This is a genomic window from Nisaea nitritireducens (assembly GCF_014904795.1).
Taxonomy (GTDB): domain Bacteria; phylum Pseudomonadota; class Alphaproteobacteria; order Thalassobaculales; family Thalassobaculaceae; genus Nisaea; species Nisaea nitritireducens.
On record NZ_JACZFS010000042.1, the window covers coordinates 1 to 24681 of the forward strand.

General features: G+C 61.0%; 18 protein-coding genes. 6 read left to right on the plus strand and 12 right to left on the minus strand.

Annotated elements, in window-relative coordinates; all coding sequences use genetic code 11:
- From IG629_RS14265 to IG629_RS14320, 12 genes are all read right to left on the minus strand, one after another.
- On the minus strand, window positions 1-964 hold a 964-nt coding region (locus IG629_RS14265; RefSeq protein WP_193172615.1), incomplete at its 3' end, for a glycosyltransferase.
- A complete protein-coding gene (locus tag IG629_RS14270) occupies window positions 921-2021 on the minus strand; it encodes a glycosyltransferase (RefSeq protein WP_226886735.1) in 1101 nt (366 codons plus the stop codon). The genes IG629_RS14265 and IG629_RS14270, both read right to left, overlap by 44 nt.
- A complete protein-coding gene (locus IG629_RS14275; RefSeq protein ID WP_193172616.1) occupies window positions 2018-3517 on the minus strand; it encodes a GumC family protein in 1500 nt (499 codons plus the stop codon). Before IG629_RS14275 ends, IG629_RS14270 begins: the two co-directional genes overlap by 4 nt.
- Window positions 3514-3864, minus strand: a complete 351-nt coding sequence (locus IG629_RS14280; protein WP_193172617.1) for a hypothetical protein — start codon at window positions 3862-3864, stop codon at window positions 3514-3516. The genes IG629_RS14275 and IG629_RS14280 overlap by 4 nt, the downstream gene beginning before the upstream one ends.
- Window positions 3865-3909: 45 nt before the next feature.
- The gene (locus IG629_RS14285; RefSeq protein WP_193172618.1) at window positions 3910-6291 is read right to left on the minus strand and encodes a hypothetical protein; all 2382 of its coding nucleotides are present in this window, start codon (window positions 6289-6291) and stop codon (window positions 3910-3912) included.
- Entirely contained in the window at window positions 6288-7427 is a 1140-nt protein-coding gene (locus IG629_RS14290) for a glycosyltransferase (RefSeq protein WP_193172619.1), read from the minus strand. The genes IG629_RS14285 and IG629_RS14290 overlap by 4 nt, the downstream gene beginning before the upstream one ends.
- 1 nt (window position 7428) lies before the next feature.
- The gene (locus tag IG629_RS14295; RefSeq protein WP_193172620.1) at window positions 7429-9096 is read right to left on the minus strand and encodes an asparagine synthase-related protein; all 1668 of its coding nucleotides are present in this window, start codon (window positions 9094-9096) and stop codon (window positions 7429-7431) included.
- Window positions 9097-9109: 13 nt separating this feature from the next.
- The gene (locus IG629_RS14300) at window positions 9110-10294 is read right to left on the minus strand and encodes a glycosyltransferase family 2 protein (RefSeq protein ID WP_193172621.1); all 1185 of its coding nucleotides are present in this window, start codon (window positions 10292-10294) and stop codon (window positions 9110-9112) included.
- Window positions 10295-10302: 8 nt separating this feature from the next.
- A complete protein-coding gene (locus IG629_RS22885; RefSeq protein ID WP_036553156.1) occupies window positions 10303-11031 on the minus strand; it encodes an acyltransferase in 729 nt (242 codons plus the stop codon).
- A 5-nt stretch (window positions 11032-11036) separates the two neighbouring features.
- Window positions 11037-12827 carry a glutamine--fructose-6-phosphate transaminase (isomerizing) gene (gene glmS, locus IG629_RS14310; RefSeq protein ID WP_193172622.1) on the minus strand — a complete coding sequence of 597 codons (1791 nt, stop codon included), beginning with the start codon at window positions 12825-12827 and terminating at the stop codon, window positions 11037-11039.
- A gap of 57 nt (window positions 12828-12884) precedes the next feature.
- On the minus strand, window positions 12885-14336 hold the full coding sequence (locus IG629_RS14315; RefSeq protein WP_193172623.1) for an O-antigen ligase family protein: 1452 nt from the start codon (window positions 14334-14336) through the stop codon (window positions 12885-12887).
- 3 nt (window positions 14337-14339) lie between these two features.
- Complete coding sequence (locus IG629_RS14320; RefSeq protein ID WP_193172624.1) at window positions 14340-15278, minus strand: glycosyltransferase family 2 protein; 939 nt, start codon at window positions 15276-15278, stop codon at window positions 14340-14342.
- Window positions 15279-15350: 72 nt separating this feature from the next.
- Between IG629_RS14320 and IG629_RS14325 the strand changes: the two genes are divergently transcribed.
- The 6 genes from IG629_RS14325 to IG629_RS14350 all read left to right on the plus strand — a co-directional run bounded on the left by IG629_RS14325 (window position 15351) and on the right by IG629_RS14350 (window position 24053).
- On the plus strand, window positions 15351-16532 hold the full coding sequence (locus IG629_RS14325; RefSeq protein ID WP_193172625.1) for a glycosyltransferase: 1182 nt from the start codon (window positions 15351-15353) through the stop codon (window positions 16530-16532).
- The gene (locus tag IG629_RS14330) at window positions 16532-17920 is read left to right on the plus strand and encodes a lipopolysaccharide biosynthesis protein (RefSeq protein ID WP_193172626.1); all 1389 of its coding nucleotides are present in this window, start codon (window positions 16532-16534) and stop codon (window positions 17918-17920) included. The genes IG629_RS14325 and IG629_RS14330 overlap by 1 nt, the downstream gene beginning before the upstream one ends.
- 12 nt (window positions 17921-17932) lie before the next feature.
- Window positions 17933-18625: a sugar transferase gene (locus IG629_RS14335; RefSeq protein ID WP_193172627.1), complete on the plus strand. Its 693-nt coding sequence runs from the start codon at window positions 17933-17935 to the stop codon at window positions 18623-18625.
- Window positions 18626-18640: 15 nt separating this feature from the next.
- Complete coding sequence (locus tag IG629_RS14340) at window positions 18641-19006, plus strand: PilZ domain-containing protein (protein WP_193172628.1); 366 nt, start codon at window positions 18641-18643, stop codon at window positions 19004-19006.
- Entirely contained in the window at window positions 19003-20370 is a 1368-nt protein-coding gene (gene glmM / locus IG629_RS14345; protein ID WP_193172629.1) for a phosphoglucosamine mutase, read from the plus strand. The genes IG629_RS14340 and glmM overlap by 4 nt, the downstream gene beginning before the upstream one ends.
- A 98-nt stretch (window positions 20371-20468) precedes the next feature.
- Window positions 20469-24053, plus strand: coding sequence for a PAS domain S-box protein (locus tag IG629_RS14350; protein WP_319025092.1), 3585 nt, complete (start codon window positions 20469-20471; stop codon window positions 24051-24053).
- Window positions 24054-24681 lie beyond the last annotated feature (628 nt).

The following is a 24681-nucleotide window of genomic DNA, read 5'->3' on the forward strand; positions in this document are numbered from 1 at the left end:
AGCACTCGTCCCGGACATACTCCCAGCACCGCATGCCAATGATGTAACGCTCAGCTTCTCCGAGGCGGGACCAGACCCGGATCGCGTCGCGCAATGCATCCGCATCCTGGGCCGGTGCACACCAGCCACGTCCGGCATCTGTCAATTGCCGTAGCGCCCCGACATCGAACGCGGCAACCGGAATACCCTGTGCCATTGCTTCGAGCGCCGCCATGGGCAGGCCCTCCGCGCGGGACGGCATCACCAGCAGGCCGATGGCGGGCCAACGACGATCCAGATCCTCTACAGCTCCGTGAAAGGTCACGTTTGCAGGCGCGCCGGCTTTCAGAGTGTCGCCCATTGCGCCGTCGCCATAGATGCTGAAAGTGAGATCGGGCAGGCCGCGCGCGATGTCGCAGAAAAGGTCGGGGCCTTTTTCGTGCGAAAGCCGTCCGACGAATGCGATCTCAAGCCCGCGGCGCTCGGGGAAACTCCGAGGAACCGGCACACCGTTCGGGACCACGGCGGCGCCGCCCAATATCTTGGCTGCGATATTCTGGTTCACCGCGACGGCTTTACCGAGCGGCGCGCTCAGCCTGTCCAGCAGGGTGTAGAGCCGGACTTTGCCGGTTCCGGTATCACCGTTGTGAAAGGTCGAGACCAGTGGTGTCCTGGTGCGTCTGCAGGCGATCCGGCCGAAAATGTTGGCCTTGTAACCGTGGGTGTGAACCAGCGCCGGTTGCTCCTCCGCGATAGCCGTCACGAGATCCTTCATGGATCCCGGGAGGCAGCGCCACGGAATACCGGCTCGGTCCAGCCGGTCGCGGAGTGGATGTGCGCCATGATTGGCCAGGAAAATAACCCGGGTCTCCCGGCCAGCCTCTCGTTGTGCCTTAGCCAGTCCGAGAACATGGGTTTCAATTCCGCCGATAGCACTTGAATCAAGCAGCTGCCATGTCGGTCGGCAGGTCAGGTGTGCTTCCATGCCAGAGCTCCTCATAGTCGGTCATCATGCGGTCGAGCGAATAGTGCTCCATGACGAAATTTCGCGGGTTCGAGATCTGCATTCGGGCGAGAGACCCATATATGGCGTCGACCACGGCCGCTTGATCCGCTCTGGCTGCGATGAAACCCGATCCGGGATCCATGGCGTCGAGAACGCCTCCGACATTCGTCGCGACTACCGGGATGCTGCAGGCCTGCGCTTCAAGTAAGGAGAGAGGCAGGCCTTCGGCCCGGGAACTCAGGCAGAACCGGTCCAGAGCGCGATAGAAGTCGACCATGGCATCGACCCGGCCAAGGAAATGTATCCTGCCGGCCATGCCGTTGACGTTGACGCGCCGTTCCAGAGCTTCCCGCTCGGAGCCGTCTCCGGCGATTGCCAGATGCAATTCGGGGAATTCGGTCATCGCGTCGATAAGGATATCGACACCTTTCACATGCTCGAGACGTGCGGCGATGCCGAACAGAGGAACGCCGGATGGCAACCCCAGTCTGGCGCGCGCTGTCTCTGTGTCTCCGGGGGTGAAACGCTGGGTATCGACCCCGTTCGGAACCACCATGATATTCTCGAAGCCGAGATGGTGGCTCATTTGTCCGGCAACGTTCGGGGCGTCTGCGACAAGCAGTGGACGGAATGTCTGCATGGCGGTTCTGACAATGAACCTGCGGCGCGGTGAGTCGAGATGCCAGGCGTCATGCTCGGTATGAACAAGCCTGGAAATCCCGGCGAGACGCGCTGCGGCCCCACCGTAGAGAAGCGGGCCGACATGGTGCGTGTGTACGACATCGGCACCGATCTCGTTCAGTGTTTGCGCGAGCGAAAAAACCAGCCGTGGCGAAAGCCCCGGAGGTTTCTCCATGAACAGGATCCGGTCGGAGATTTCCTGCAGCCGCGGCCAGGCACTGACGGCTTCTTCCCGTGATCCCTCCAGGGAGATGATTGTGCTCCGGCAATGGCTTCGACGAAGCAGATCCAGGACCAGACATTCAAGGCCGCCGGGGCGCAGGTGCTGGACGATTTGGACGACATGATTGCTCATGCTTTTGCCTCCTGTCTGAAGAAGCGCATAAGGCGGCTTCCGCGATTGTTGCTTTGTGGGGGGGCGTAGCCGGCGACGCGGGGCAACCGGGTCAGAACCTTCAGCCCCGAGATGCGTTCCACATGGTCTGTGGTGCGAATGGTTGTGTCCGAAATGTCGACGACCACGGCGAGACCAATTCCGAGCGCGAAGCCGGCGACAACACCCAGAACGGTGTAGAATAAGGTCGGCAGGCCGCTACGGGCCTTGGGAACCAATGGCGGGTTAACGATCTTCACGGTTTCAGAAGAATCGAAGCGGCCGAGAGATCCGGTCACCTGTGCCATCTCAAATCGTTCGGCGAGTTGTCCCACGATCTTCCGGCGAACAGTCACGTCGCGTTGCAGGCTGGTCAGGGTTTGCTCGACCATGCCGAAGGTATTGACCCTCTCGCGCAGTACGACTTCCTCTCCACCGAGGGTCTCGATTTCTTTTTCGAGCCGCTCGATTTGATCCTTCGCTTCCTGCAATCTCTCCAGCTGGGAGACGACGAGCCCCTGTCCCTCGGCCACGCCGGAGGAAATCATGTTCCAGAGCCGGTCCGGATCGTTGTTCAGAAGGTTGCGGCCAAGTGCGATTCTTTCGCCGCGCTCCTTTTCAAGCTGACCGAGCTGACGGAGCACTGCCTTGACCATGCTGTGCTGGTCCGTATAGCGGGACCTCAGGATCGAGAGTTCTGTGCGCGCGGCGACCAGCGCCTTGTCCAGCTGCCCGACGACGGGATCGGTCTCCACAAGCTTCATCTTGATCGAGGCGAAACTCGCCCGGTCTCCTGCGAGCTGGCTTTTCTTGTCGGCAAGAAGGCGGCGAACTTCGGCGAGGCGATCGACGTTGCGGGTATGCAGCTCCGGCAGGGAGTCGGCATGCTCCGATTTGAAGTCGGCGAGCTGACGCTCTACCGTTTCCAGTTCAAGCCGTTTGGATTGCAGTTGTTTTCGCAGAAATTCTTCCGAGCCGTCGACGGCTGTCTGTCCGGGCGCCAGTAGTCTGGTCACGAATTGACGACTGATCTCGTTCAGCAGCTTGTCCATGCCCTCCGCCACGTTTGAGCGATAGGTAATCTCGACGACTTCGCCGCCGGTCAGGCGAAACATCAGGCTGGCATTGAGTCTTTCCGCCATCTGTTCGACTTGGCGCAAAGGGGTGTCCTTTGTGATCCAACCGAGATTCCAGAGAACTTCCTGAAGCGATTTCCGGATGCGAATCTGCTCCACAAGCGCGTCCATGCGATCCTTGAGACGCGTCGATATGGCGAGGTCCTGCAGAAACGGGTTGTGACTGGTCGGCTCCTGAATGAGCAACGTTGTCTTCGCCGTGAAATAGCGCGGCGTCACGATGCCGATGGCGGTGCCAACAAGGGGCATCAACAGGATAGGAACGACGATGAGATAGCGTCGCTGCCAGGCCGCAGAAGCGATCCTGAGAATGATGTCCCGCAGTGACAGGATCGAGATCATTTGCAGCCCGTGTCGGCGGTATCGACCTCTCTGGACGCGACCTGGCGTCGCAACTCCTCGAGCGTGATGTCCTCAGTCAGATCAGATCCTGCACCGGCCACAAAGTTGGTGCCGGACATGCCGTGCGTGGTGCCGGCCGTTTCGGCTGCGGGAGGCATGAAATCGCCACGTACCCGAGCCAGCATGACCTCGACGGAAAGCGGGTCGGACGGGACGATATCCCGGTCTGATTTCATGAGCGCGAGATCTGACGGTGCGATCAGATCGAATGGCGACTGGGCACAGGCGCCGGTGGCCAGTACGGCCAACAAGGCAAAGGCTTTCGCTGTGTTACGGAACTTCTGCATCGGAACCTCCTCGTCCGGCTCGTGCCGGATGCAAACTGAGACAACTCAGTCCGGGATCCGCAGGTTCCGTGCCAATGTCGCGATGCTCTCCCGCAGGTGAAATAAATCCATGTGACTCAAGTTCTTATCCGTCGACCAGTCGCCCGCGACGCGATCAAGTATGACCTCGCGAAGTGCGACGGCCGTTGCATTTCGCGTCGCTTCCTGGTCGAGCCACAAGAGCCAGCGCAGATCGGTGATACCATCGGCCATATCGAGCAGGCCGCGGTCGATATCGGGAACGCGCGGGCACTCGTCCGGCGTCGGATAGAGCCACTGCACGTCAGCCTCGCGACCATCGGTCGGATCGAACGGGTCTGCGGTGGGCATCCGGGCGTGCCATTGCAGGTAGCCGTCGAGATCGTTGCGCCAGAGGAAGGTGCCGGCAGCCAATCGGGTCTGGCCGACATTGTAGATCATGGTTCTGGTTCCGTTATCCCTGAGCGCATTGATCGAGTCCTGATCGAGCCCGTATCCTGAATTTATCAGGGCGAGGTCAAACAGGGGGGCGACCTCCTGATCGCGCTCTGCATTGAAATGGCCTGCTATACGAGCCGTCGGTGCCGCCTTGCGGATCTCGCCGATCCAGGCCCGGAGTTTTTCCAGGTCGTGACCGTCATTGGAGACTTCGTCTGCTGCCGACCAGTAGATGTTCTCTCCTCTGCCGGTAAGCACGGTTTCCGCCTGCAGCAGCAGGTCCGTCCAGTTGTCCCGGCCCTGGAGGCGTTTCAGCGGCGTATAGCCGAGCAGCGGCGTGGAGAACCCGGCGAGCCTGACGACCTGGATATCCCGCATCATCGCTTCACGCGCGTCGGCGGTCTTCGGTGCGGTCATGGGAGGCGCTACGCCGGTCAGACCGAGAGACTTCAGCGCGGAGAGATCGCAAAGCCGCGCTTCTGTCGCGGAAGTCTTGAACCAGCGGTGCAGGGGCAGATCTTCGAGGTAGAGCCCGATGGTCTTGTCTGTTTCAGGAAGTGCGATGTCGAGCACGTCGACCGAGATCGGCAAGGCCCGGCCAGCAACCGTGATCTGGCCCCGGTAAAGCCCGGGAGGAGTGGCCTCCGGTACCGGAACGAGCACTGTGTAGCGTCTCGGCAACCCTGGAACTATGGAGAGGGCATCTGCATCGCCACGCAGGTGACGGTCATCGGCGACGAGCAGAGTTGACGCTGTTTCCGGTCTGGTCAGGCGCCAGTGTCCCGCGAAAATGGTTCCCGGCAGGAAGGTGCCGTGGCGCTCGGGCGCGGCGAGAGACGGGGCCGGGTCGATGATTTCATGCGGTGAGCGTGCGGTGATTTCGAACCTTGCATGCGTCCCCGGCGCGGCGAAGACGGTGCCGCCGCCGGTGAGTTTGAGGGTGTCCGCCGCGGGTTCAGCCACTATGTCCGGCGTCTTGAAACGCCAGGTCTCGTCGAACCGTTTCCGGCGCTCCGCCTCGATGTTTTTGAGAGTCTGGGCATCACCGACAGATGTAAGGACAAGGCCGGACAGGAAAGTGGCCGAGAGATTGGAGCCGGCGAATTCGATGCTGATCTGGCCGTCGGGGCTGTCGACCACATGCGTCACTTTTCCGCCGCGCCGTGCTCCGAAACCGTCCCAGGCGGTTTTGCCCAGATGCCATTCGTGACCACGGCCCTCAAGATAGATCTGGCGCCGCCAGTCGGCATGGGTCATCCGGCGGTAGAATGCGGTCTCGCCGTTGATCCGGATACGCCGTTCGAGGGCATGGGGCAGGTACTCCCATTCGCCGACATCCTCGGTCCAGAGAGTCACCTGCCAGACGCCGGGACGGTGCTTGAGAACTAGGCGTTCTATGCCCTCGATACCGTCGGCGACCAATGCGTCTCCGCCCGGGCGGTCGCGGGTGTGCAGGTTTCGTCCGATCATCATCGGGTCGCCGGGAGCGACCTTTGCAAATCCGGGGAAGATCGCACCGTCTTCGGGACCGAAATCGAGGGCGATCACATCGCTTGCCGGAGCGTGTACCGGTACGGGAATCTCGACCGTCGCATGCTCGACGGCGACGCGTTGATCGGAAGGGGACGCGAACAGCTTGGCGAGTGTCAGCGTCTGCCGGTCAAGGGGATGCCGGCGCGGTGTCTTCAAAGAGGCAATGGGAACGCGAAAGGTGAACAATCCGGGCGGTACTTTGCGCTCAAGATTGACCCGGCTCCAATAGTCGGTCGATTGCGCATCGTCGATCCGCAGAACGATGACCGCCGGTCCGTCGAGGCCGTTCTTGCCGGTAACCACGATCTCGGCATCGTTGGGAGCCGATGCAAGCGCGTTAATCGGCAGGTCGTAACCGGTTGCGCCGGCATTGTTGTGGAACCAGGCGCCGCCGGACAGGAGTGCCGCGATCAGTACGGCGAATATGAGGGTTTTCATGCTGCGATCCCTTCGAGCGCAGAAAGAGCCTGATCCGCCCGGGCGTGCCAGGTCTCGGATGCGACAAGTTGTTTGCGGGCCGCCCGCGCCGCCGGACTGTTATCGATCCGGTCGAGAGCGGCACTGAAATCCGCTGTGTCGGCGACGACAGAAACGGCATCTCTATAAGGGGCGAGGCTGCGGAATTCGGTGCTGATCACCGATGTCCCACTGGCGAGATACTCGCGCAGTTTCAGGGGATTGCAGGCCCGGATCTGCGGCGTGTCCAAAAACGGCAGCAGGGCGACATCCGCATGCTGGACGTAGCCCGGCAGGGCGTGGTGTGGACGCGGGCCAAGCAGGCGGATGTTGGCGATGGATGAGAGCCGGTCCAGGGAAATATCGGCCTTGCCAATCAGGACGAAAGTCCAGTCGGGCCGGGCTTCGGCCGTGCGCGCCATCAGATCCTGATCGAGCCAGTCCGAAATGCTGCCGTAAAACAGGGCAATCTTGCCGTCGGGAAGGTCGGCAGGTCGGTCCGCCGGACGGTCGAAAAGATCGAAATCGACGCCGTGCGGCAGGGCCGAGATCCGGGATCCCTCGAATTTTCTCTCCAGCGCCTCATTGGTCACGAAGACAATGTCGGACTGCTGCGCGAGCTTCTTTTCCATTCGTGTGACCGGCATGTGGTCGACGCCGACAAGTCCGGAGAAATCATCGCAGCAGTAATAGGCGACTGCCGCTTCGCCGAGAGTTCCGACAACGTCGACGGCGGTCGGCAGCGAGGCCCAGAGAATGGGGTTTTCAAGGTCTTGCTGTTTGAGCGCCGCCCTGATCTGGGCGCCGAGACTGGCACGATTGATGGCCGACGCTAGCGTGTTTCCGGGCCAGGAAACGGCGCGGGGGTGAATGATTGTCAGGTTATCCGGCTTGTCCTGCGCTGCCGGGACCGCGGCCGGTTTCTGGTTGCTGCGTCCCATCGACCGGAGTTTGCGCAGGACGCGCCCGGCGTCGCTCGCATTCAGCCGCGGCCGCCGAAGGCCGATTGAGTTGACCCAGATGACAGGGCGATCAGCGGCAAAGCGTTTTGCCAGGTGCTGGCTGCTACTGGGAAGGCCGCCCCAGTCTTCTCCGAACATGACGAGCGGACGTTTCATCTCACGCGGCCTCCGAATGATCGTTGCGGGCGAATGCCGAGATGCTGGCCAGGGCGGACAGCGTGCCGGTGGCTCGGAGCTGGTCGAGACCGGCCGCCCAGTTGACGAAGGACGTGCGGTTTTGCCCGGCAACACCGGTCCAGTCGGCCACATGTCCCGCGAGCTGCGATACGTCTGCGCCTCGGGCCCAGGCCGAGTAGTCGGTGAGAGGCGCGCCTGATTTTCCGTAACGTGCCGAAACGCCGACCCGCGCGGCCAGTCCCGGCCAGCGCTCGGCAAGGGTCAAGCCCTCCGACAGAGGACGTCCGGTCTTGTCCCAGTCGATCGCGGCAAGCTCCGGAGCCAATCGTTTGATGGCCCAGCGATGGAAGCCTCCGGCCATACGGCGATGAACCGGCAAACCCGACATTGCTGTAACGACATCGCGGTCGAGGAACGGATGGAAACGGGGGTGAACATCGTCCAGAAGCTGCTGTCCCGCGACAACGAAACGCGGAACGCGAAGGCGCAGATAGGCGAGGTCGAGACCAGTGGCGAGTGTGTCCGTCTGTTCCAGAAGGCAGGAGACTTCCTGTTCCAGCCTGGCCAGGGCCTCTTGGCCCATCGCCACCCCGGATGAGGCAAGTGCTTCGAGACGCCCGCCGGACATATGTTCCATCACATACCGGAGCGCCCTCGGAGCGAGGTGTTTGCGTGCCAGTGATGAGCCGAGCAACTCAAGTCCCGGAGCGCCGCGGTCGTAGTAGAAGCAGCGGAATGTTTCAGAACCCGTGCCGGTGATCAGCGGCCGTCCGGCGATCTCTGTCAGCGTCTCGGCGGCGAGAAGACCATGGGCGTGGTTTACGGCGACCTCTCCGGCGCCGATCCAACCGACTCTGTCGGCGTGACAGGCAATCTGCTCGGCCTCGATGTCGGCTTCGAAATGCCAGCATTCTGCGGCACCGGCGAGACCGAGTGCGATGCGCCGGTCGGAGCTCGTCCGGGCGCCGTAACTGAAGGTGTCAGGCTGATGGCCGGAAGCGAGGGCACAGGCGAGCAGGAGGCGGGAATCCAGCCCGCCCGACAGCGGGATCATGGCCTCGGGAGAGGCCCGGAGGCAGCGGTCGACGGCGCTGACCAATGTGTCCAGTGCTTGTCGCGGGCTGCTGCTCGTGGCGCCGAGTGTCGGGTATGTTTCGCTCAGTTGCTTGGGTGCGTGACCAGGTTGCAGGCAAACCAAAGCGCCTGGGCGACACTGGTAAACCATCGGAAAAACGGTTCGGTTGCCGAGGAGCTGGCCGAGGCCGAGCAGTTCGGTCGCGGCGGCGGGATCGCCGCTGCTTGCCAGTTCGGGACGATTTTCGAGGATCGTCGCGGTCGCGCTTGCCGCACCGATTTCCTTGTCGGAACGGAATAGCGAGACGGGATAGAGGCCAAGGACGTCCGTTGCGGCGACGATCCTGCCCCGGAGTTGGTCGAACATAACGGCACTGGTGCCCCAGAGTTCCGGAGCCCGGCCATCGCTGAGGGCCGTGAAGAGTGCCGTGGCGTCGACAGGCGTGCCTGGGTCGCCCCAGGCAATCAGAAGGCCTGAAGGGACATCGAAGCGGTGTATTTCAGTCGCACGGTTTGCGGAAAAGGCGACGGTGGAAATGTCACCGTTTTTCAGAGTGGCGAAAAATGCGGCCATCGCGCGGATCTCCTCAGGTGACGATGCGGCGCCAGGGGCCGCGCTTCGGGTTCCGAAGATAGTCGAGAGCGCCGATGCCGTTGGCGACATGGGCCTGGACCAGATAGTGGACGGTGCGGCCGACACGCCCCCATGGCAGGCCGGGGGCAATCTGCACCAGGGCGGCCAGCAGGTAGCCCGCGCTCTGGCCAGCGGCGAGTACGGCGAAGACCGGCGATGTCGGGGCGAGTGCAAGTGAGCCGAGCCAGGCGAGAACCAGGATCAGGGGCATGAAAGCCCGCAGGAATTTGCTGGAGAAGAAGGCGAAGGCCATGCCGCCATGCCGGGGATGGAGCAGGCCGACGAGGCGGATAGCCTGCTGCATGTTACCGGCGCCAATGCGCTTGCGGCGTTGACGGTCGACCGAGAGAGATGTGCCGTCGAGCTCATAGGTCAGGACCTCCGGGTCATAGACGGTGCGCAGACCGTTTGCCGCGATACACATCGGGATTACGAAGTCGTCATTGATCGTATCGGCAGGGATCGGCCGGAAGCTGGAGCGGCGGATTACATAGAAGGCGCCATGGGCACCGATCAGGCCGCCGATCCGCGCTTCCGCGGCTTTCATCGCGGTCTGAAAGCGCCAGTAGGCGGCTTCACCGGCTGATCCGGGCTCCATCAACTGGTAGGTCCCGGACACGACGCCGACCCGCCAGTCGGCAAAATGCCGGGCGGCGTGGAGAAGAGCGTCGATGGCGAGAATTGAGGATGTGTCGGTAAGCGCGACCAGATCTGTATCGCAGCGCTCGATCTGCTCGTTCAGGACGGCTGTCTTGCCCCGGTTTTCGAGGCAGTTGACGACTGTCACGCGCCCCAGGGCCTGTTCGTCGAATTCGACCGCGCGCGAGGCTTCCGCGTAGGTCTCGTCCGTGCATCCGTCGCAGATAATCCGCAACTCGAGCCGATCCGCCGGATAGTCCAGGCTGAGGATATTGGCGATCTTCTGGGCGATAGCCTTCTCCTCGTTATAGGCGGGGACCAGAACTGTCACGCTTGGCAGATCGCTGTCCGCCATGGTGGCGAGGAAGTCGCGCCCGGACGCTTTGGCGGGTTCGTTGCCGCGCCGGGCGATCACACGCAGCAAAGCAGGGTAGAAAGCGTGGTGATAGGCGACGAGGCCGGTTGCGGCGAGGGTCACGGATTCGAGAAATACGGACATGTCGGACCTCAGGCAGCTTCGTTCGTTGCCGCGAGCGGCACGAGAAGGCGAATGGGACGGGCTGGAACGCCTGCAGCGAGAACGCCCGGCGGCAGGTCTCGGGTAACCACGCTTCCGGCGGCGACGACGGTTCCGGCACCGATGCGGACGCCGGCACTGACAGTGACACCGGTTGCGAGCCAGACACCGTTCTCAAGGACGATGTCGCCGACCTGATCTTCGGTTTCAGGCTCGCCTGCGGCCCGAGCGAGCGGGTCGAGCGGATGGCCGGGATAGCCGGCGAGGAAGGCACGACCAGCGATCCGCACATCGTTGCCGATGACGACACGGCTGCCGACGGCAATCGTCGTCTGCCAGCCGATGTCGCAATTGCGGCCAACGCTGAGTGTCGGGCGGGGGGTAGCCCGAGTACGGCCGCTGATCGTGACCTGGGTGGACAGGCGAACGTCGTCGCCTATCTCGATTTCGACCGGTCCGAGCACAAGGGGCAGACCGGCGCCGTCCAGATAGAGCTGGCGGCCGGAGCGCGCGAGGCGGCTCCTGAATATCGGTGTCCGGTAGAAGATCCGGGTGCAGTCCCGGAATGCGGACACGACGCTTCCATGCAGATGGTAAAGACCCTTGTGAATGCCGGGAATAACCGGAACTTCAAGATGACGCCGCGCCGTGGCGATGCCGTAGATCGCCTTCGCGACGGGATGGCGGCGTTCCTTCACCCAGTGCCTGAAACCGCTCATGTCCGTCACTCCACCGTGACCGACTTGGCCAGGTTGCGCGGCTTGTCCACGTCGAGGCCGAGTTGGCTGGAAGTGTGATAGGCGAGGAACTGCATGGCGACGACATGCAGGATCGGTGCAATGAACGGGCTTGCCTGCGGCACGCGAATAACGTCGTCGGCAGCGTCACATTCGAGTTCTCCCCGTTCCGTAATCAGGACCGTGTAGGCACCGCGGGCCTTTACCTCGGCGAGGTTGGAAAGAGTCTTTTCCAGCGTTGGGCCGCGGCTGGCGCAGGCGATTACCGGCAGGCCATCGGCGATGACGGCAATAGGACCGTGTTTGAGTTCGCCCGCCGGGTAGGCCTCGGCATGAATGTAGGAGAGCTCTTTCAGCTTGAGGGCACCCTCGGCGGCCGACGCATAGTCGGCGCCGCGGCCGAGGAACAGACAGCTTTCGGACGTCTTGATACGGGAGGCGATATCACGTGCCTGCGCTTCACATCCGAAGATGTTCCGGATTGATGATGGAAGGCGGCAGAGTTCGGCCTGCAGTTCCACGGCCCGTGAGATCGATACCTCGCCTTTTAACCGGGCAACGCGCAGGGCTAGCTGGGCAATGGCGGTGAACTGCGAGACAAAGGTCTTCGTGGCCGCGACCCCGATCTCCCGACCGGCACTCGTCGGCCAGAAATAGTCGGCGCGCCGTGCGAGCTGGGAGCGGGCGACATTGACGATCGCGACGGTCGGCACGCTATTGGCTTCAAGAAGGTCGAGGGCGGCGATGGTGTCCGCCGTCTCGCCGGACTGGGATATCAGGATGGCGGCCGTCTTGTCGGTGTCGAGCATCGGACGCGTGGATAATTCGGATGCGATTTCGAGATCGACCCGGATATGCGCAAGTTCCTCGAACCAGCGCCGGGCCAGCATGCCGGCATAGTAGGACGAGCCGCAGGCGACGATCTGGATACGGTCCGCATTCACCAGACATTCCGGAATGTCGAGATTGGCGAGATTTCGCAGTGTTGTGGCGACAGCCGTCGGCTGCTCGTCGATTTCACGGCGCGTATGGTCGGGCCATTCGGTCGAGGCGGTTGTGCTTTGGCTCTCTTCGACGGGCGCCCATTCGCGGTCAACAACGGTACCTTTTTTGTCCAGGATCTTTATCTCGGAGCGTTTCAGGATGGCGATGTCGCCTTCCTCAATGCTCGCGATATCGGTCACGCGGTCGGTCAGGGCGACATCGTCGGACGCGACCCAGGCACCGTTGTTTCCGCGCCCGATCACAAGGGAGCTGCCCATGTGCAGGGTCACGATGGTGTCGCGATCCCTTTTGTCGAGCACGGCGATCGAATATCGGCCGCGCATACGCGCCGCGGCGCGCCGGATTGCGCTGACGAGATCGCTCGACCTGGCAAGTTCCTCGACGATCAAGTGTGGAATGACTTCTGTGTCGGTTTCGGAGAGGAAGCTGTGTCCGGCGGCAATCAGCTCGCGTCGCAGTTCCTGATGGTTCTCGATGATCCCGTTCTGCACGACAGCGATGCCGTCATGGACGTGCGGATGGGCATTGATCTCACTTGGCTTGCCGTGTGTGGCCCAGCGTGTATGAGCGATCCCGATGCTGCCGTCGGCAGGACGGTCGCGCAGCAGAAGCTCGAGCTGGTCGACTGGACCGACAGCGCGTCGAACTTTGATGCGTTCGCCGAGCACTGCGATGCCTGCGGAATCATAACCACGATATTCCAGCTTACGCAGGCCGTCGATCAGGGCGTGGGCCATGAAGCTGCCGTTTACTCCAGCGATTATCCCGCACATAGGATCCTCCAAAGATTGTTCAACCCAGCTTCCGCAAGTGGTGTGCCAGAAGTTAAGTTATTGAATTTTATTGATTTTTGTATTTTCGAGGACGGGAGATTCGCAACCTGCATCGGAGCTTGCATTGCGTCCTGCAACGCCGGGGAGAATACCGATGCGATCTGGCGAAATGCGGTCTGCGGCAACGATCAGGGCATGCATGATGTAGAAGGGCCAGATGAAGCCCTGGGTCAGGAACGTGCCCGAAACACAGAACCCGGCAAGTCCCGCCAGCAATGCTTCCCGGGTCGCACCTGTCCAGGCAACGCCCCGGTCCAGATGGGCCGGCCACTGGCGCGCTTCCTTCTCGCTCACTATGGCGCGGCGCAGGGTCACCCCGACCATGGTGCAAAAGACGCCGAAACCCAGGAAACCTGACTCAGCAAGGACACCGAACCAGGTGCTGTGCACAGCATGGTTCTTGCCGTCCCAGTGCGAGGAATAGAAAAAATAGTTGGCGTAGAAATTGTCGAGGCCGACCCCGGAAAGGGGATTGGAGAGGGCCATCCGGAACGCTGCCTCCCAGGCGTAAAGACGCCCCATGGAGGACTCGTCGATACCGTCTGCCGCAGCAACGACCGAACGGTCTCCGACACCGGCCAGGACGAAGAGAACAGCCCCGGCGGCTCCTCCGGCCAACACCAGCAGCATCTTGTTCTTTGTCCGGTTCCAGGCGTAGACGCCACAGACCGCCATCAAGCCGAGCAATCCGCCGCGGCTCTGTGTGTAGACGATCCCGAGGATGACTGTCGCCAGACCGGCGAGGCCGATAAGACGGTCATGAAATCCGAGCCCTCGGCGCAGGATCATTGCGACTGCGAAGCTGGCCGGAAACAGAAGCACCAGTGCAAGGTCGTTCGGATCCCCGAGCATCGAGCCGAAGCTTCTGCCGATGGTCACGCGCGTGCCTTCGACAAGACCGATCCCGTTATGCCGGTTCTGGATTGCGACCAGAGCGACCAGGAAGCCGGCTATGACGAACACCCGGCTGGCAAGCGCGAGGTCGCCCGGTTTCTGGACCAGCCAGGCAATGGCGAAGACCATGATCGCGATCTTCACGAAAGTGCCGCTCCAGAAGCCGAACGCCAGTCCGAAGTTGCTCGCGAATATGACGCCGAGAGAGACCAGTATGAAAAACGTGAGGGCGACTTTCAGTTCCGGGGTCAGAAACAGGGTCAGGCGCCGCGTCGCGAACTGATAGCCGAGGGTGGCCAGTGCCCCCATCGCCAGGAGCTGCGGAATGCGCAGCGAATAGAGCATCGGATAGGCTTCGTGAATCCTGAACAGTGAGAACACGACGAAGCCGACAACGATCGCGACCGGGAAGCGGAAAACGATCAGAACCGCGAAAGGTGCCAGTGCGAGAGCCAGCGCGGCCAGAGGGGTTTTGGTTGCATACCAGGCTGCACCTGCGAAGCAACTGATCCCGACAGCGGCCAGTGTCTGACCTATCCGAGAGCTCAAAAACATGGTTCAGGCCACTAGCAGATTGCGCATGTCGGCAATGGCCGAGCGTGCCGTGCGGCGGGTCGGATTGGCGCGCAAGGCGCGGAGATGGAAGCGCAGCGACTGGGAATGATCTCCAGTTTCGCGGGCCATCTCGGCGCGCGCTATATCGATTCTGGCCTTTGCTGCACGAACCGCGTGCCGGTCCATCGGCGCGATCAACGGCTCATAGGTCTCGACGATGCTGTTCATGCAGGAAATCCGGAGTGCCCGGTTGCTGGTGACCGAGCCGGGCATGACGAGATAGTCCATTGCCGGTTCAGTCGAGTAAGCGGCCGGGCCGCGTAGCGCGAGCCGCAGCCACAACTCCCAGTCCGAGGCGGACCGGAGGTCCGGGTCGAACCCGCCGCTCGCCTCAAAGGCATCCTTGCGGATGACGACCGTGGATGTGCCTACGGCGTTCTCCGCAAAGATCAGCGGGGCGGAGTTTTCGATCCGGCCGAAGTCCGCCCCTGTTTGGGGGAGCGCCTTGTAGAGAGGCCAGAATGGGAAGGCGAGGCCGAGAGACTGACCGGCGGGTGTGAAGTGCTCATAATCGGTAAAGCTGAGCAGCACGTCTGAATGGGCCTCGTGAAAGGCAACCTGCCGCGCCAGTTTGCCGGGCCGCCATCGGTCGTCCGCATCCAGAAAAGCGATGAGCGGCGCCTCGGCATGTTTGATCGCGAGATTACGTGCCGCCGCCGGTCCAATGCCGTCGCTGTGCAATTGCATAATGCGATAATCGTTGCGGCTTGCATCGGTCAAAACCGCATCCGTGCCGTCGGTCGAACCGTCATTCACGACAATATGCTGAAACTTGTCGATGCCTTGCGAACGGACGCTTTCCAGCGCCCCGGGCAGGTCTTCTGCGGCATTGCGGGCCGGTGTGACGATCGTAACGAGCGGTGTTTCGGTTCCGTGAGGCATGGTTTTCATCCTTGGCATTCATGTTGCGACTTGCCGGGTAAGCAGCAGCTACCGTGCCAAGGAGGTTTCCGGATGAAGCGCATCGCTTTCCTGATCGACGAGTTCCCTGTTCTCTCTGAAACCTTTGTCGGAAACGAGATCCGCGCCGTTGCGGCGCTCGGCCATCCGGTTGAAATCATCGCCATGCGGCGCCCGCAGGGGAAAAGCCAGCCGGCGGATGAAGCTCTGGCGGCGCAAACGGTCTATCTGGACGAGATCGGTTCGCTCGACGCCGGGCTGGAACTGATGCGCTCAGGCAGCCGGATCGGCCGGGCCTGGGAATTCATCTCGGAACAGCGCGGCCTTCCAGGCCGTTCGCTTCTGTTCAATGCGGCCAAGATCGCGTCCGTTCTGCATCGCCGGAACTGCGAACACATTCATGCCCATTTCGCCTGGGGCGCAGCCGGACATGCCATTGCGGCAGGACGCCTTGCCGGTATTTCGGTTTCCTTCGTAGGACATGGAACGGATGTCTTCGGGACCCCGGCCGATCTGGATACGAAGCTGAGACACGCGGATTTCGCGGTCGCGACGTGCGAGGACACACGCGCGCATTTCCTTGACCTGACCAGCAACGCCATCGTCGCCTCGATTGCCTGCGGGATCGAGGTGGACCGGTTCAAACGACCGGAAAGCGACGGTAACCCCGGTGAGCCGAGGTTGATATATGTGGGGCGTCTGATCGAGCGCAAAGGCGTTCAGGATGTGTTGAGTGCCCTGTCGCGGCTCGCACCGTCCGAACGCCCGGCCTTCGATATCGTCGGCGACGGGATAATGCGCTCCGAGTTGGAAGAACAGACCGTTGCCCTCGGACTGTCGGCGAGCGTGACCTTTCTCGGATCGCGTCCGGCCGAATGGCTGACAGCCAATCTCGGGAGTTACACGGCCTTGCTCGCTCCTTTCTTCGAGGGTGAGGACGGCGGCCGCGACACGGGTCCGCTGGTCACCAAGGAAGCAATGGCAATGGAAGTACCTGTCATTGCCTCGACTTTCATGGGGCTCAAGGAAATCGTCAATGAGAGTTGCGGCATTCTCGTGCCGCCGCGCGATCTTGATGCGCTCACGGCGGCGATCCGGACCGCGGTCTCCTGGTCGCCGGAAGAGCGGTATCGCCTGGGGCAGGCCGGACGGCAAAGGGTCATCACCAATTTTACGACCCGCCGTCAGGCGGAGTACCTGACGGCGGTTGTCTCGTGTCTGGGGCGGGCAGCTTGATGAAAGCACTGATCTGTAACCCGGCTGTCCGGAGCGCCGCGTTCTACGCGGTCGCCCTTGTTTTCGGTAAAGGCGTGTCATTCCTGATGCTGCCGCTGGTCACGGGACATCTCAGCCCCGCCGAATATGGCGTGGTCGAGCTTCTCGCATCCGTCGCCGACGTTGCCGGAATCGTCTTCGGGCTCGGGCTTGCGGATGTGCTTTTTCGTTTCGGCCGCGAGGAGGGAATGCCGTCGACCCTGCTCGGCTTTTCGCTGTCAGTCGGACTGCTGCTGGGGATCGCGGGGCAATTTGCAGCTCCCGCCCTGGTCGAAATGACGCCGGTGCCGGTCGCCCTGATCGACCTGCGGATTCTTTCCGCTTCGCTTGCCCTTACCGCGGCAATCCAGGTGCCTCTGGCTTATCTTCGATACCGGGATCGGCCGGCCCTGTTCGCGGTGGTATCTGTCGGGAAGGCAGCGGTTCAGGCCAGCCTGGTAGCGGTTTTCCTGATTGCCGGCGGCGGTGTTACAGCGGTGCTGGCTGGCGGTCTGATTGCCGATGGTCTGGTTGCTGTGATTCTGGTCGGCTTACAGGTCCGGGAAGCGGGGATCGGTATCCGGCGGAAGCACGCCAAGCTGGCGCTCGGCTACGGCATGCCTCTGGTTGCGAGTGGTATGGCCGGATTCTGTCTCGGCAGTTTCGATCGCTGGGTGCTTGCAGGACATGTTTCCGTGGAAGACCTCGCCTTCTACGGCCTGGCTGCGAAATTCGGGCTGATCGCGGCGCTCGCGATGCAACCGTTTGAGATGTGGTGGTTCCCGCGGCGCTTCAGCCTGCTTGAGACCGAGGAAGGGCGGCGCCAGAGCGCTGACATCGTCGGCATCGGCTTTGTCTATGGCGTTATGGTCGTCAGCGGGGTCGCCGCTCTGGGGCCATATGTCATCACCTGGATGACACCGCTCGCTTATCATCCGGCGGCCGGCCTGGTTCCGTGGCTGGCACTGATCGCACTGCTTCACACGACCTCCAATCTGGTCAATGTCGGCTGCTATGCCGGGCAGACCACGGTCCTGCCAATGTGCCTCAACGGCTTGGCTGCGGTGGTCGCCGTCACGGGATACATCCTTCTGATTCCGCCTTTCGGCGTGATGGGGACAATCGCGGCGACCCTGATCGCGCAGTCTGTTCGTCTTGTCCTCTTTTTCGTTTTCAGTCAGCGGCGCGTTCGCATTCCGCATCACCTGTTGCGTTCTGCGCTGCTGGCCTCTGCAACAGTGCTACTGTTTGTCGGGATGGGGGTTATTCAACTATCTGATTTTTATATATTTATTCCTTTGGCGTCACTTGGCGCGGCGTTTGCTCTTGGACTATTGAGAGCCCCTGAGCGGGGCGCCAATCCGGCCTGAGGAGTGATTGCCATGACGATTGAAATCGCCAAAACCTATGAACCGCTAGCGAACAAGGATCCTGTTTCGCAGCAGCCGTTTGTTCACCCGGTTGTGGTGGTTGCAAAACGCTTGGTCGACATCCTCGGAGCAGGCAGCTTGCTGATCGCGGCCCTGCCGCTGTTTCCCCTGATCGCGCTTGCTATCAGATTGGAGAGTCCGGGGCCGGTATTGTTCCAACAACTTCGCGTGGGGCGGACGACCGACTCGTTCTCCGAGTTATTCCAGATGAACAAGTTCCGTTCCATGAGGTCCGACGCAGAGAGCCGCTCAGGTGCGGTCTGGGCCTCTAAGAATGACAACAGGATCACCCGTGTCGGGAAGTTCCTGCGCAAAACCCGGCTCGACGAGTTGCCGCAGCTGATCAACGTCCTGCGCGGCGAGATGTCTCTTGTGGGACCCCGGCCGGAGCGACCGAGCTTCTGCCGCAAGCTGGAGCAGGAGATCCCGTTCTATATCGAGCGCACCTGGGGATTGCGTCCCGGCATTACCGGCTGGGCGCAAGTCAACCAGGGTTACGACGAGACACTCGACGATGTCCGGTCGAAGATTCTTTACGATTTCAGCTATGCGCTGGCGATGCGGTCGCCCTTTTCCTGGCTGGTTATGGAAGCCAAGGTCGTCTGCCGGACCGTGATGGTCATGGCATTCGGTCGAGGCCAGTAGAGAGAGGAGAGAACAATGGCCCGGCATCGTACAGCTTCCCACAAGCGTACCAATGGGCGGACCTGCCGTCCGCTCTGGATCGATATCGATCGCGTGCCCTATCTTGCGGCGAACTGGAGCCTTGGAGGGTTCCTACTTGCAGAAACGATTCCCAGTCTGGAGGTCGGCGACCGGGTGCTCACGCGGCTGTCGCTGGATCCGATTACGGAATCCCCGTTCGCTTACATTTTTGCGCGCGTGGTGCGGATTAATGCGTCAGGAACCGGCTTCGCATTCACCGAAATGCCGCAACTCGCCTTCGATTTAATGGAACGCGCGATTTTCGCGCGCAGCCCGATGGAAAAGCGCGCCGGTGGCGCGGGAAAAACGAGGTCAAAATGACTGATGCCCTCTTTGGTACAGACGGAGTTCGCGGCAAGGCAAATGCCGGTAACCTGCGTCCCGACGTTGTTGTCCGTATTGCCCAGGCTGCAGGGAGCCTGCATCCCCCGTCATCGGGCGAGCGCCACTCTGTCGTGATAGGCAAGGATACGCGACTGTCCTGTTACATGATCGAAAACGCCCTGGCCGCCGGTTTTGCGTCGGTCGGGATGGACATCGTGCTGACGGGGCCGCTCCCGACCCCGGGTGTGGCGATGGTAACCCGCTCAATGCGGGCAGATCTTGGAGTGATGATCTCGGCGTCGCACAATCCGTTCGACGACAATGGTATCAAGCTATTCGGTCCTGACGGACGCAAGGTGAGCAGCGATGTCGAGCGGCGAATTGCCGACCTTGTCGCCGCGCCCGAACAGATTACGCTCGCGGATGCCGGGTGTGTCGGACGTGCCCGCCGGGTCGAAGACGCGATCGGCCGGTATGCGGAGTTCGTAAAGGCGAGCTTCCCCCGCGAACTCAGCCTGCGTGGCATGAGGATCGTCGTGGATGCCGCCAACGGCGCGGCGTACAAAGTGGCGGAGAGCGTGCTCTACGAACTCGGCGCCGATGTCATCGCAATCAATGTCAGTCCGAATGGCCGGAACATCAATGACACCTGCGGTGCAGTTGAGCCCCAGGCACTTTCCGAAGCGGTGATCACATACCGGGCGGACTTGGGCCTTGCGCTCGATGGAGATGCCGACCGTGTCATGCTTGTCGATGAGCGTGGCCATATTGCTGACGGTGACCAGCTTCTTGCCTGCATCGCCCGGCGCTGGTCGTCGGCAGACCGCCTTACCGGCGACGGAATTGCGGCGACTGTGATGTCCAATTTCGGACTTGAGCGCTGGCTCGGCGAGCAGGGTCTGAAACTTCACCGTACCCAGGTCGGCGACCGGCATGTTGCCGAATGTATGTGGGAAAAGGGGCTTAACCTCGGCGGCGAGCAATCCGGCCACGTGCTTTGTGGTGATATCGCAACGACAGGCGACGGGCTTATCGCCGGCTTGCAGGCTATCGCGGCAGTGATCGAGACTTGCCGGCCGGCGAGCGAGGTTCTGCGCCTGTTTGAACCGGTGCCTCAACACCTTGTCGCCGTTCAGTGCAGGGACAGATCCGTTGTCCAGAGAGACGCCGTCAGGTCCGCGGTGTCGGAAGCTGAACGCGCGATTGCTGGTAAGGGGCGCGTTCTCGTGCGGCCGTCGGGCACCGAACCCGTTATCCGGGTCATGGTCGAGGGCGAGGCTCCCGCGCTTGTCGAGTGCCTGCTGGCGACCTTGACGGATGTGATTGCCTCCGAAGACCGTGTCACCAGCAAGGCGGCTTGAGGAAGCGCTTGCCTGAATCTGTTCAAAAGCTCTGCGCTCGTCGCTAGGATGGCTTTTGGGCAGGCTCGGGTTTGACGGGGGGAAGTCAGAACTTGAACGTGGAATCCAAGCGCTCGGTGCCGCTGGCTCTGGTTATTGCCAGTTTTGTCCTGTTCACGGCCATCTTTGGCATTGCCCTTTACACATTGATCGACCGTCACGAGAAATCGGAACGGGAAATGGGTGCTTTGCGGACCGCAGAGAACCTCACGCAGGGAATCTCTGCATTTCGCTCCTACTACTCGGAGCGGGTTCTGCCGCGCGCGATCGAGGCGGGTAGCGATATTGCCCACGGACCGGATGCCGAAGGCGGAAAAGCGCTTTTGCCTTTCACCATGGCCATGGACTTCAGCAATTTCCTGCGCGAACGCGGAGCCAAGCTGAATTACCTGCTCTTTAGCCGCCACCCCTTTCCAGGCCGGGAAGGCCGGATTTTGGACGATGCTGAGCGTCAGGCGCTTGAACGGCTTGAGGGGCACGAAGTCAAGAGCGTCTCGGTCCAAACTCATATCGATGGCCGGGATATGATTCGATATTTCACCCCGGTTCTGATGGCCCAGTCCTGTGTCGACTGCCACAATTCGCACCCCGAGAGTCCGAAGAAAGACTGGACGGTCGGAGCCGTTCGCGGCGTCCAAGAAGTAATCGTCCCTGTCGATGCTGCAGACGGCAGCTCCGAAGCGGCCGACGAGAGCTTTGCCAATATTCTCTTTCTTGTGGTCACAGGCTTGCTCGGGTTGAGCGGATTCGTCTGTTTTCTCCTCTACCGTGACCGTCAGGCGGTAATCGCACTCGGCCGTATGGCCGATCTGGAGCGCGGGAAGAATGTGGAGCTTGCTGAAACGGCATTGAAGCTTGAGGAAGGCGTGGCGCGCTTGAACGCTGTGCTCGAGAATGCTGCGGATGCTGTCATCACGATTGACGCGGAAGGGATCATAGAATCCGTCAATGAGGCGACGGAACAGATATTCGGATATCCGCGCGGCGAGCTCGTAGGCCGCAATGTAAAGATACTGATGCCTGAATCCGATGCTTCCAGACATGACGACTATATCCGCAGGCATCTGGAAACCGGCGAGAGCCGGATCATTGGCATCGGTCGGGAAGTTGAAGGCCGCAGAGCGGACGGCACTGTGTTCCCGCTGGATTTGTCCATTGGCCGCGTTGATGTCGGCGGCCGGAAGATTTTCACGGCGATCCTCCGCGATATCAGTGAACGCAGGCGGGCGGAAGAAACCGAGCGAATGCTGTCGCTGGTTGCATCCCGCACGGACAACGCGGTGGTGATCACGGACCGGGATGGTTTCACCGAATGGGTGAACGATGCGTTCGAGAGAATCAGCGGATATGCCTCCGAGGAAATTATAGGGAAAAAGCCGGGGGCGCTGCTGCAGGGCGACGATACTGACCCGCTGGTCGTGGAACGTATTGGCGCCGCATTGCGGGAAGCCCGCGGCTTCAACGAGGCGTTGATCAATTATGCGAAGAACGGGACGCCTTACTGGGTCTCGATCGATGTTCAGCCTGTTTATGACAGTGAAGGGAACGTTATCCGGTTCATCGCCATCGAGCGGGACATCACTGAGACCAAGGAGCGGGAAGAGGAACTCAGGCAGGCGCGCAGGCAGGCCGAGATCGTTCAGCGTCAGTTAACCGAAGCCCTCGATACCTTGCCTGACGCCTTTGTGATTTTCGATGCGGAAGACCGGATCTCGCTTTTCAATTCCCGTTACAAGGAGCTCTACGCCGCCTCGGCGCCGTTGATTGAGACAGGGAACAGATTTGAGGATGTTCTCCGATACGGACTCGAAATGGGGCAGTACCCCGATGCGGTCGGACGTGAGGATGAATGGCTCATTGAGCGTATGGCCGCCCACAACAATCCGTCCGAGCCGGTGGAGCAAAGACTGGAAGACGGGCGTTGGCTTCGTATCGTCGAGCGCCGAACGCCCAATGGCGGATGTGTCGGGTTCCGTGTCGACATCACCGAGTTGAAGGAGAAGCAGCAGGCTCTTGATGACTCAAGACTGCAGGCGGAAATAGCCAATGAGACCAAATCCCGGTTTCTTGCGACCATGAGCCACGAGATCCGGACCCCGCTGAACGGGGTCATCGGAGCTCTGAGTTTGCTTTCCGAGACGACACTCGACAATCAGAACCAGCAGTTCGTCGCTACCGGACGGCGTGCTGCCGAGAGTCTGCTCAGTCTGATCAACGACATCCTGGATTTCTCCAAGATGGAGGCGGAGCGGCTGGAACTGGACCCGGTTCCCGTCGACCTGACGCAGATTGTTGGGGATGTTCTTGCCGTTCTCCGTCCCAAGGCAGAGGAAAAAGGTTTGGCCCTGGCTGCGGAGTTCGATCCGGATCTGCCGACTGCAGTGATAGCCGATCCGGATCGCCTGAAGCAGATACTCTTCAATCTGGCCGGCAACGCGGTCAAGTTTACAGACCAGGGCAGTGTCAAGGTGCGCTGCCGGAAAATCGCTGTTGCCGAGCCTTCCGTTTTCCTGCGGTTTGAAATTCTGGATACCGGCAAGGGCGTGCCGGAAAGTGACCGGAAAATCCTGTTCGACGAGTTCTGGTCGACGGGGCGAGATGGCGGCACCGGCCTCGGTCTGGCTATTTGCCGACGCCTGGTCGACATCATGGGCGGAGACATCGGAGTCGAGGGCGGACCCGGCGGCGGTAGTTTGTTCTGGGTCGAATTGCCGTTGAGCCCGACTTCTCCAGAGGCTGTAGACGCGCGGCAAAGGCCGTTGGTCCGCGGGAGTGAACGACCGGAAGATGTCGGGACCCTCTCGGGCAACGTGCTTCTTGCCGAAGACAATCCGGCAAACCAGCTCATCCTGAAATCCATGGTCGAGCGCTATGGCTTGAAAGTGGAAACGGTCGGCGATGGACACGAAGCGGTGGAGGCTGTCCGGGGCCGTGATTACGATCTGGTCCTGATGGACGTGAACATGCCCCGCATGACGGGAACCGAAGCGGTCAAGGCCATTCGGGGAATGGGGAGCGGGAAGGCCCGTGTTCCGGTTGTTGCGGTCACGGCACATGTGATGTCGGGTGATCGGGAAACTCTTATTTCAGAAGATTTCGACGACTATCTCGGCAAGCCGGTGCACTGGTCGGAGCTCGGGCAATGTCTTGCCTATTGGCTTTCTCCTGAAAACCGTAGGGGCCGGGCGGAAACTGTCGCTGCATCGGAGGCAGCCGAAGACCAGGATGTGGCGGCGAGAGAGCAGGAACAGGAACCCGAAGCGGATGGGAGCGCTGCGGACATCTTGCCGGTGTCAGCTTATGACGCGGAAATGGTTGATGAACTTGTGCGCAATACCAGCGAGGAAATCGCCATTGAAATCATCGACCTTCTTTCGGGCGAGTTGCGCAAGACAGACGACGAGCTGCGCGGGTTGCTGGCGGAGGAAAAGTGGGCCGATGTCGGCCGGCTGGCGCACCGGATCAAGGGCAGTGTCGCCAATCTTGGTTTGACGGGACTTTCGGATCTTTGCTTTCGGATGGAGAAGGCCGCCGCCTCCGGCCGCTTTGAGGAACTGCCGGCGCTTAGCGATACTTATCTTGCTTCGATTGACGGCGCCTGCGATCGCCTTCGCCAGTTCCAGGATGAACTTGCCATGGCTTAAATATTCATCGGTCGTACTTGCTCTCGTTGTGCAACAGCTGGAACTTTGGCGCACCTTCCCACATCCGCCAAACTAGAGTGATGTTGTGCATTTTTGGGCTATCAAAAACACATCAAATCAGCGTTCTAATGATGAGTTTTCGAAAAACCATCTGTTGCGTAGGTAATTCAAACGAGCACAGATTTTTTTGAGCGGTTCGATGGCAAAGTCCAACTCCTGCAGACTGCGAATTTTGGGTTCAGTGGAGGTCCTGGCCGTCTTAAGTAAGTCGCGGTCGCGCCATTAAACGCTGTCAAACGATTGATGCGTGGCTTTGTTGGCATGCTTGTCTGCACATACTTTGACTTGAAGCCCACCTTCAAAGGTTGGGTAATGCATCCTTAGCATTTGGATGAGAATTGGTTTGCCGCGGAGAGACCCAAGCGCACCTGTGCAGCAAGCTGTTCAGGAAACCGCCGGTTATATACGGCCCGAGGCCAGTCCCATAAGGGCGTGCCGTGCATCTCAATTGACCGGCAGCGTGTTCTATGCAGACGCGCTGAAAATGGATGTTCAGCATGGTACCGCGAACATCCGGCAAGGTGCGCTCTAATGGAGCCGGTATAATAAAGGACAGAAGAAGACGGTC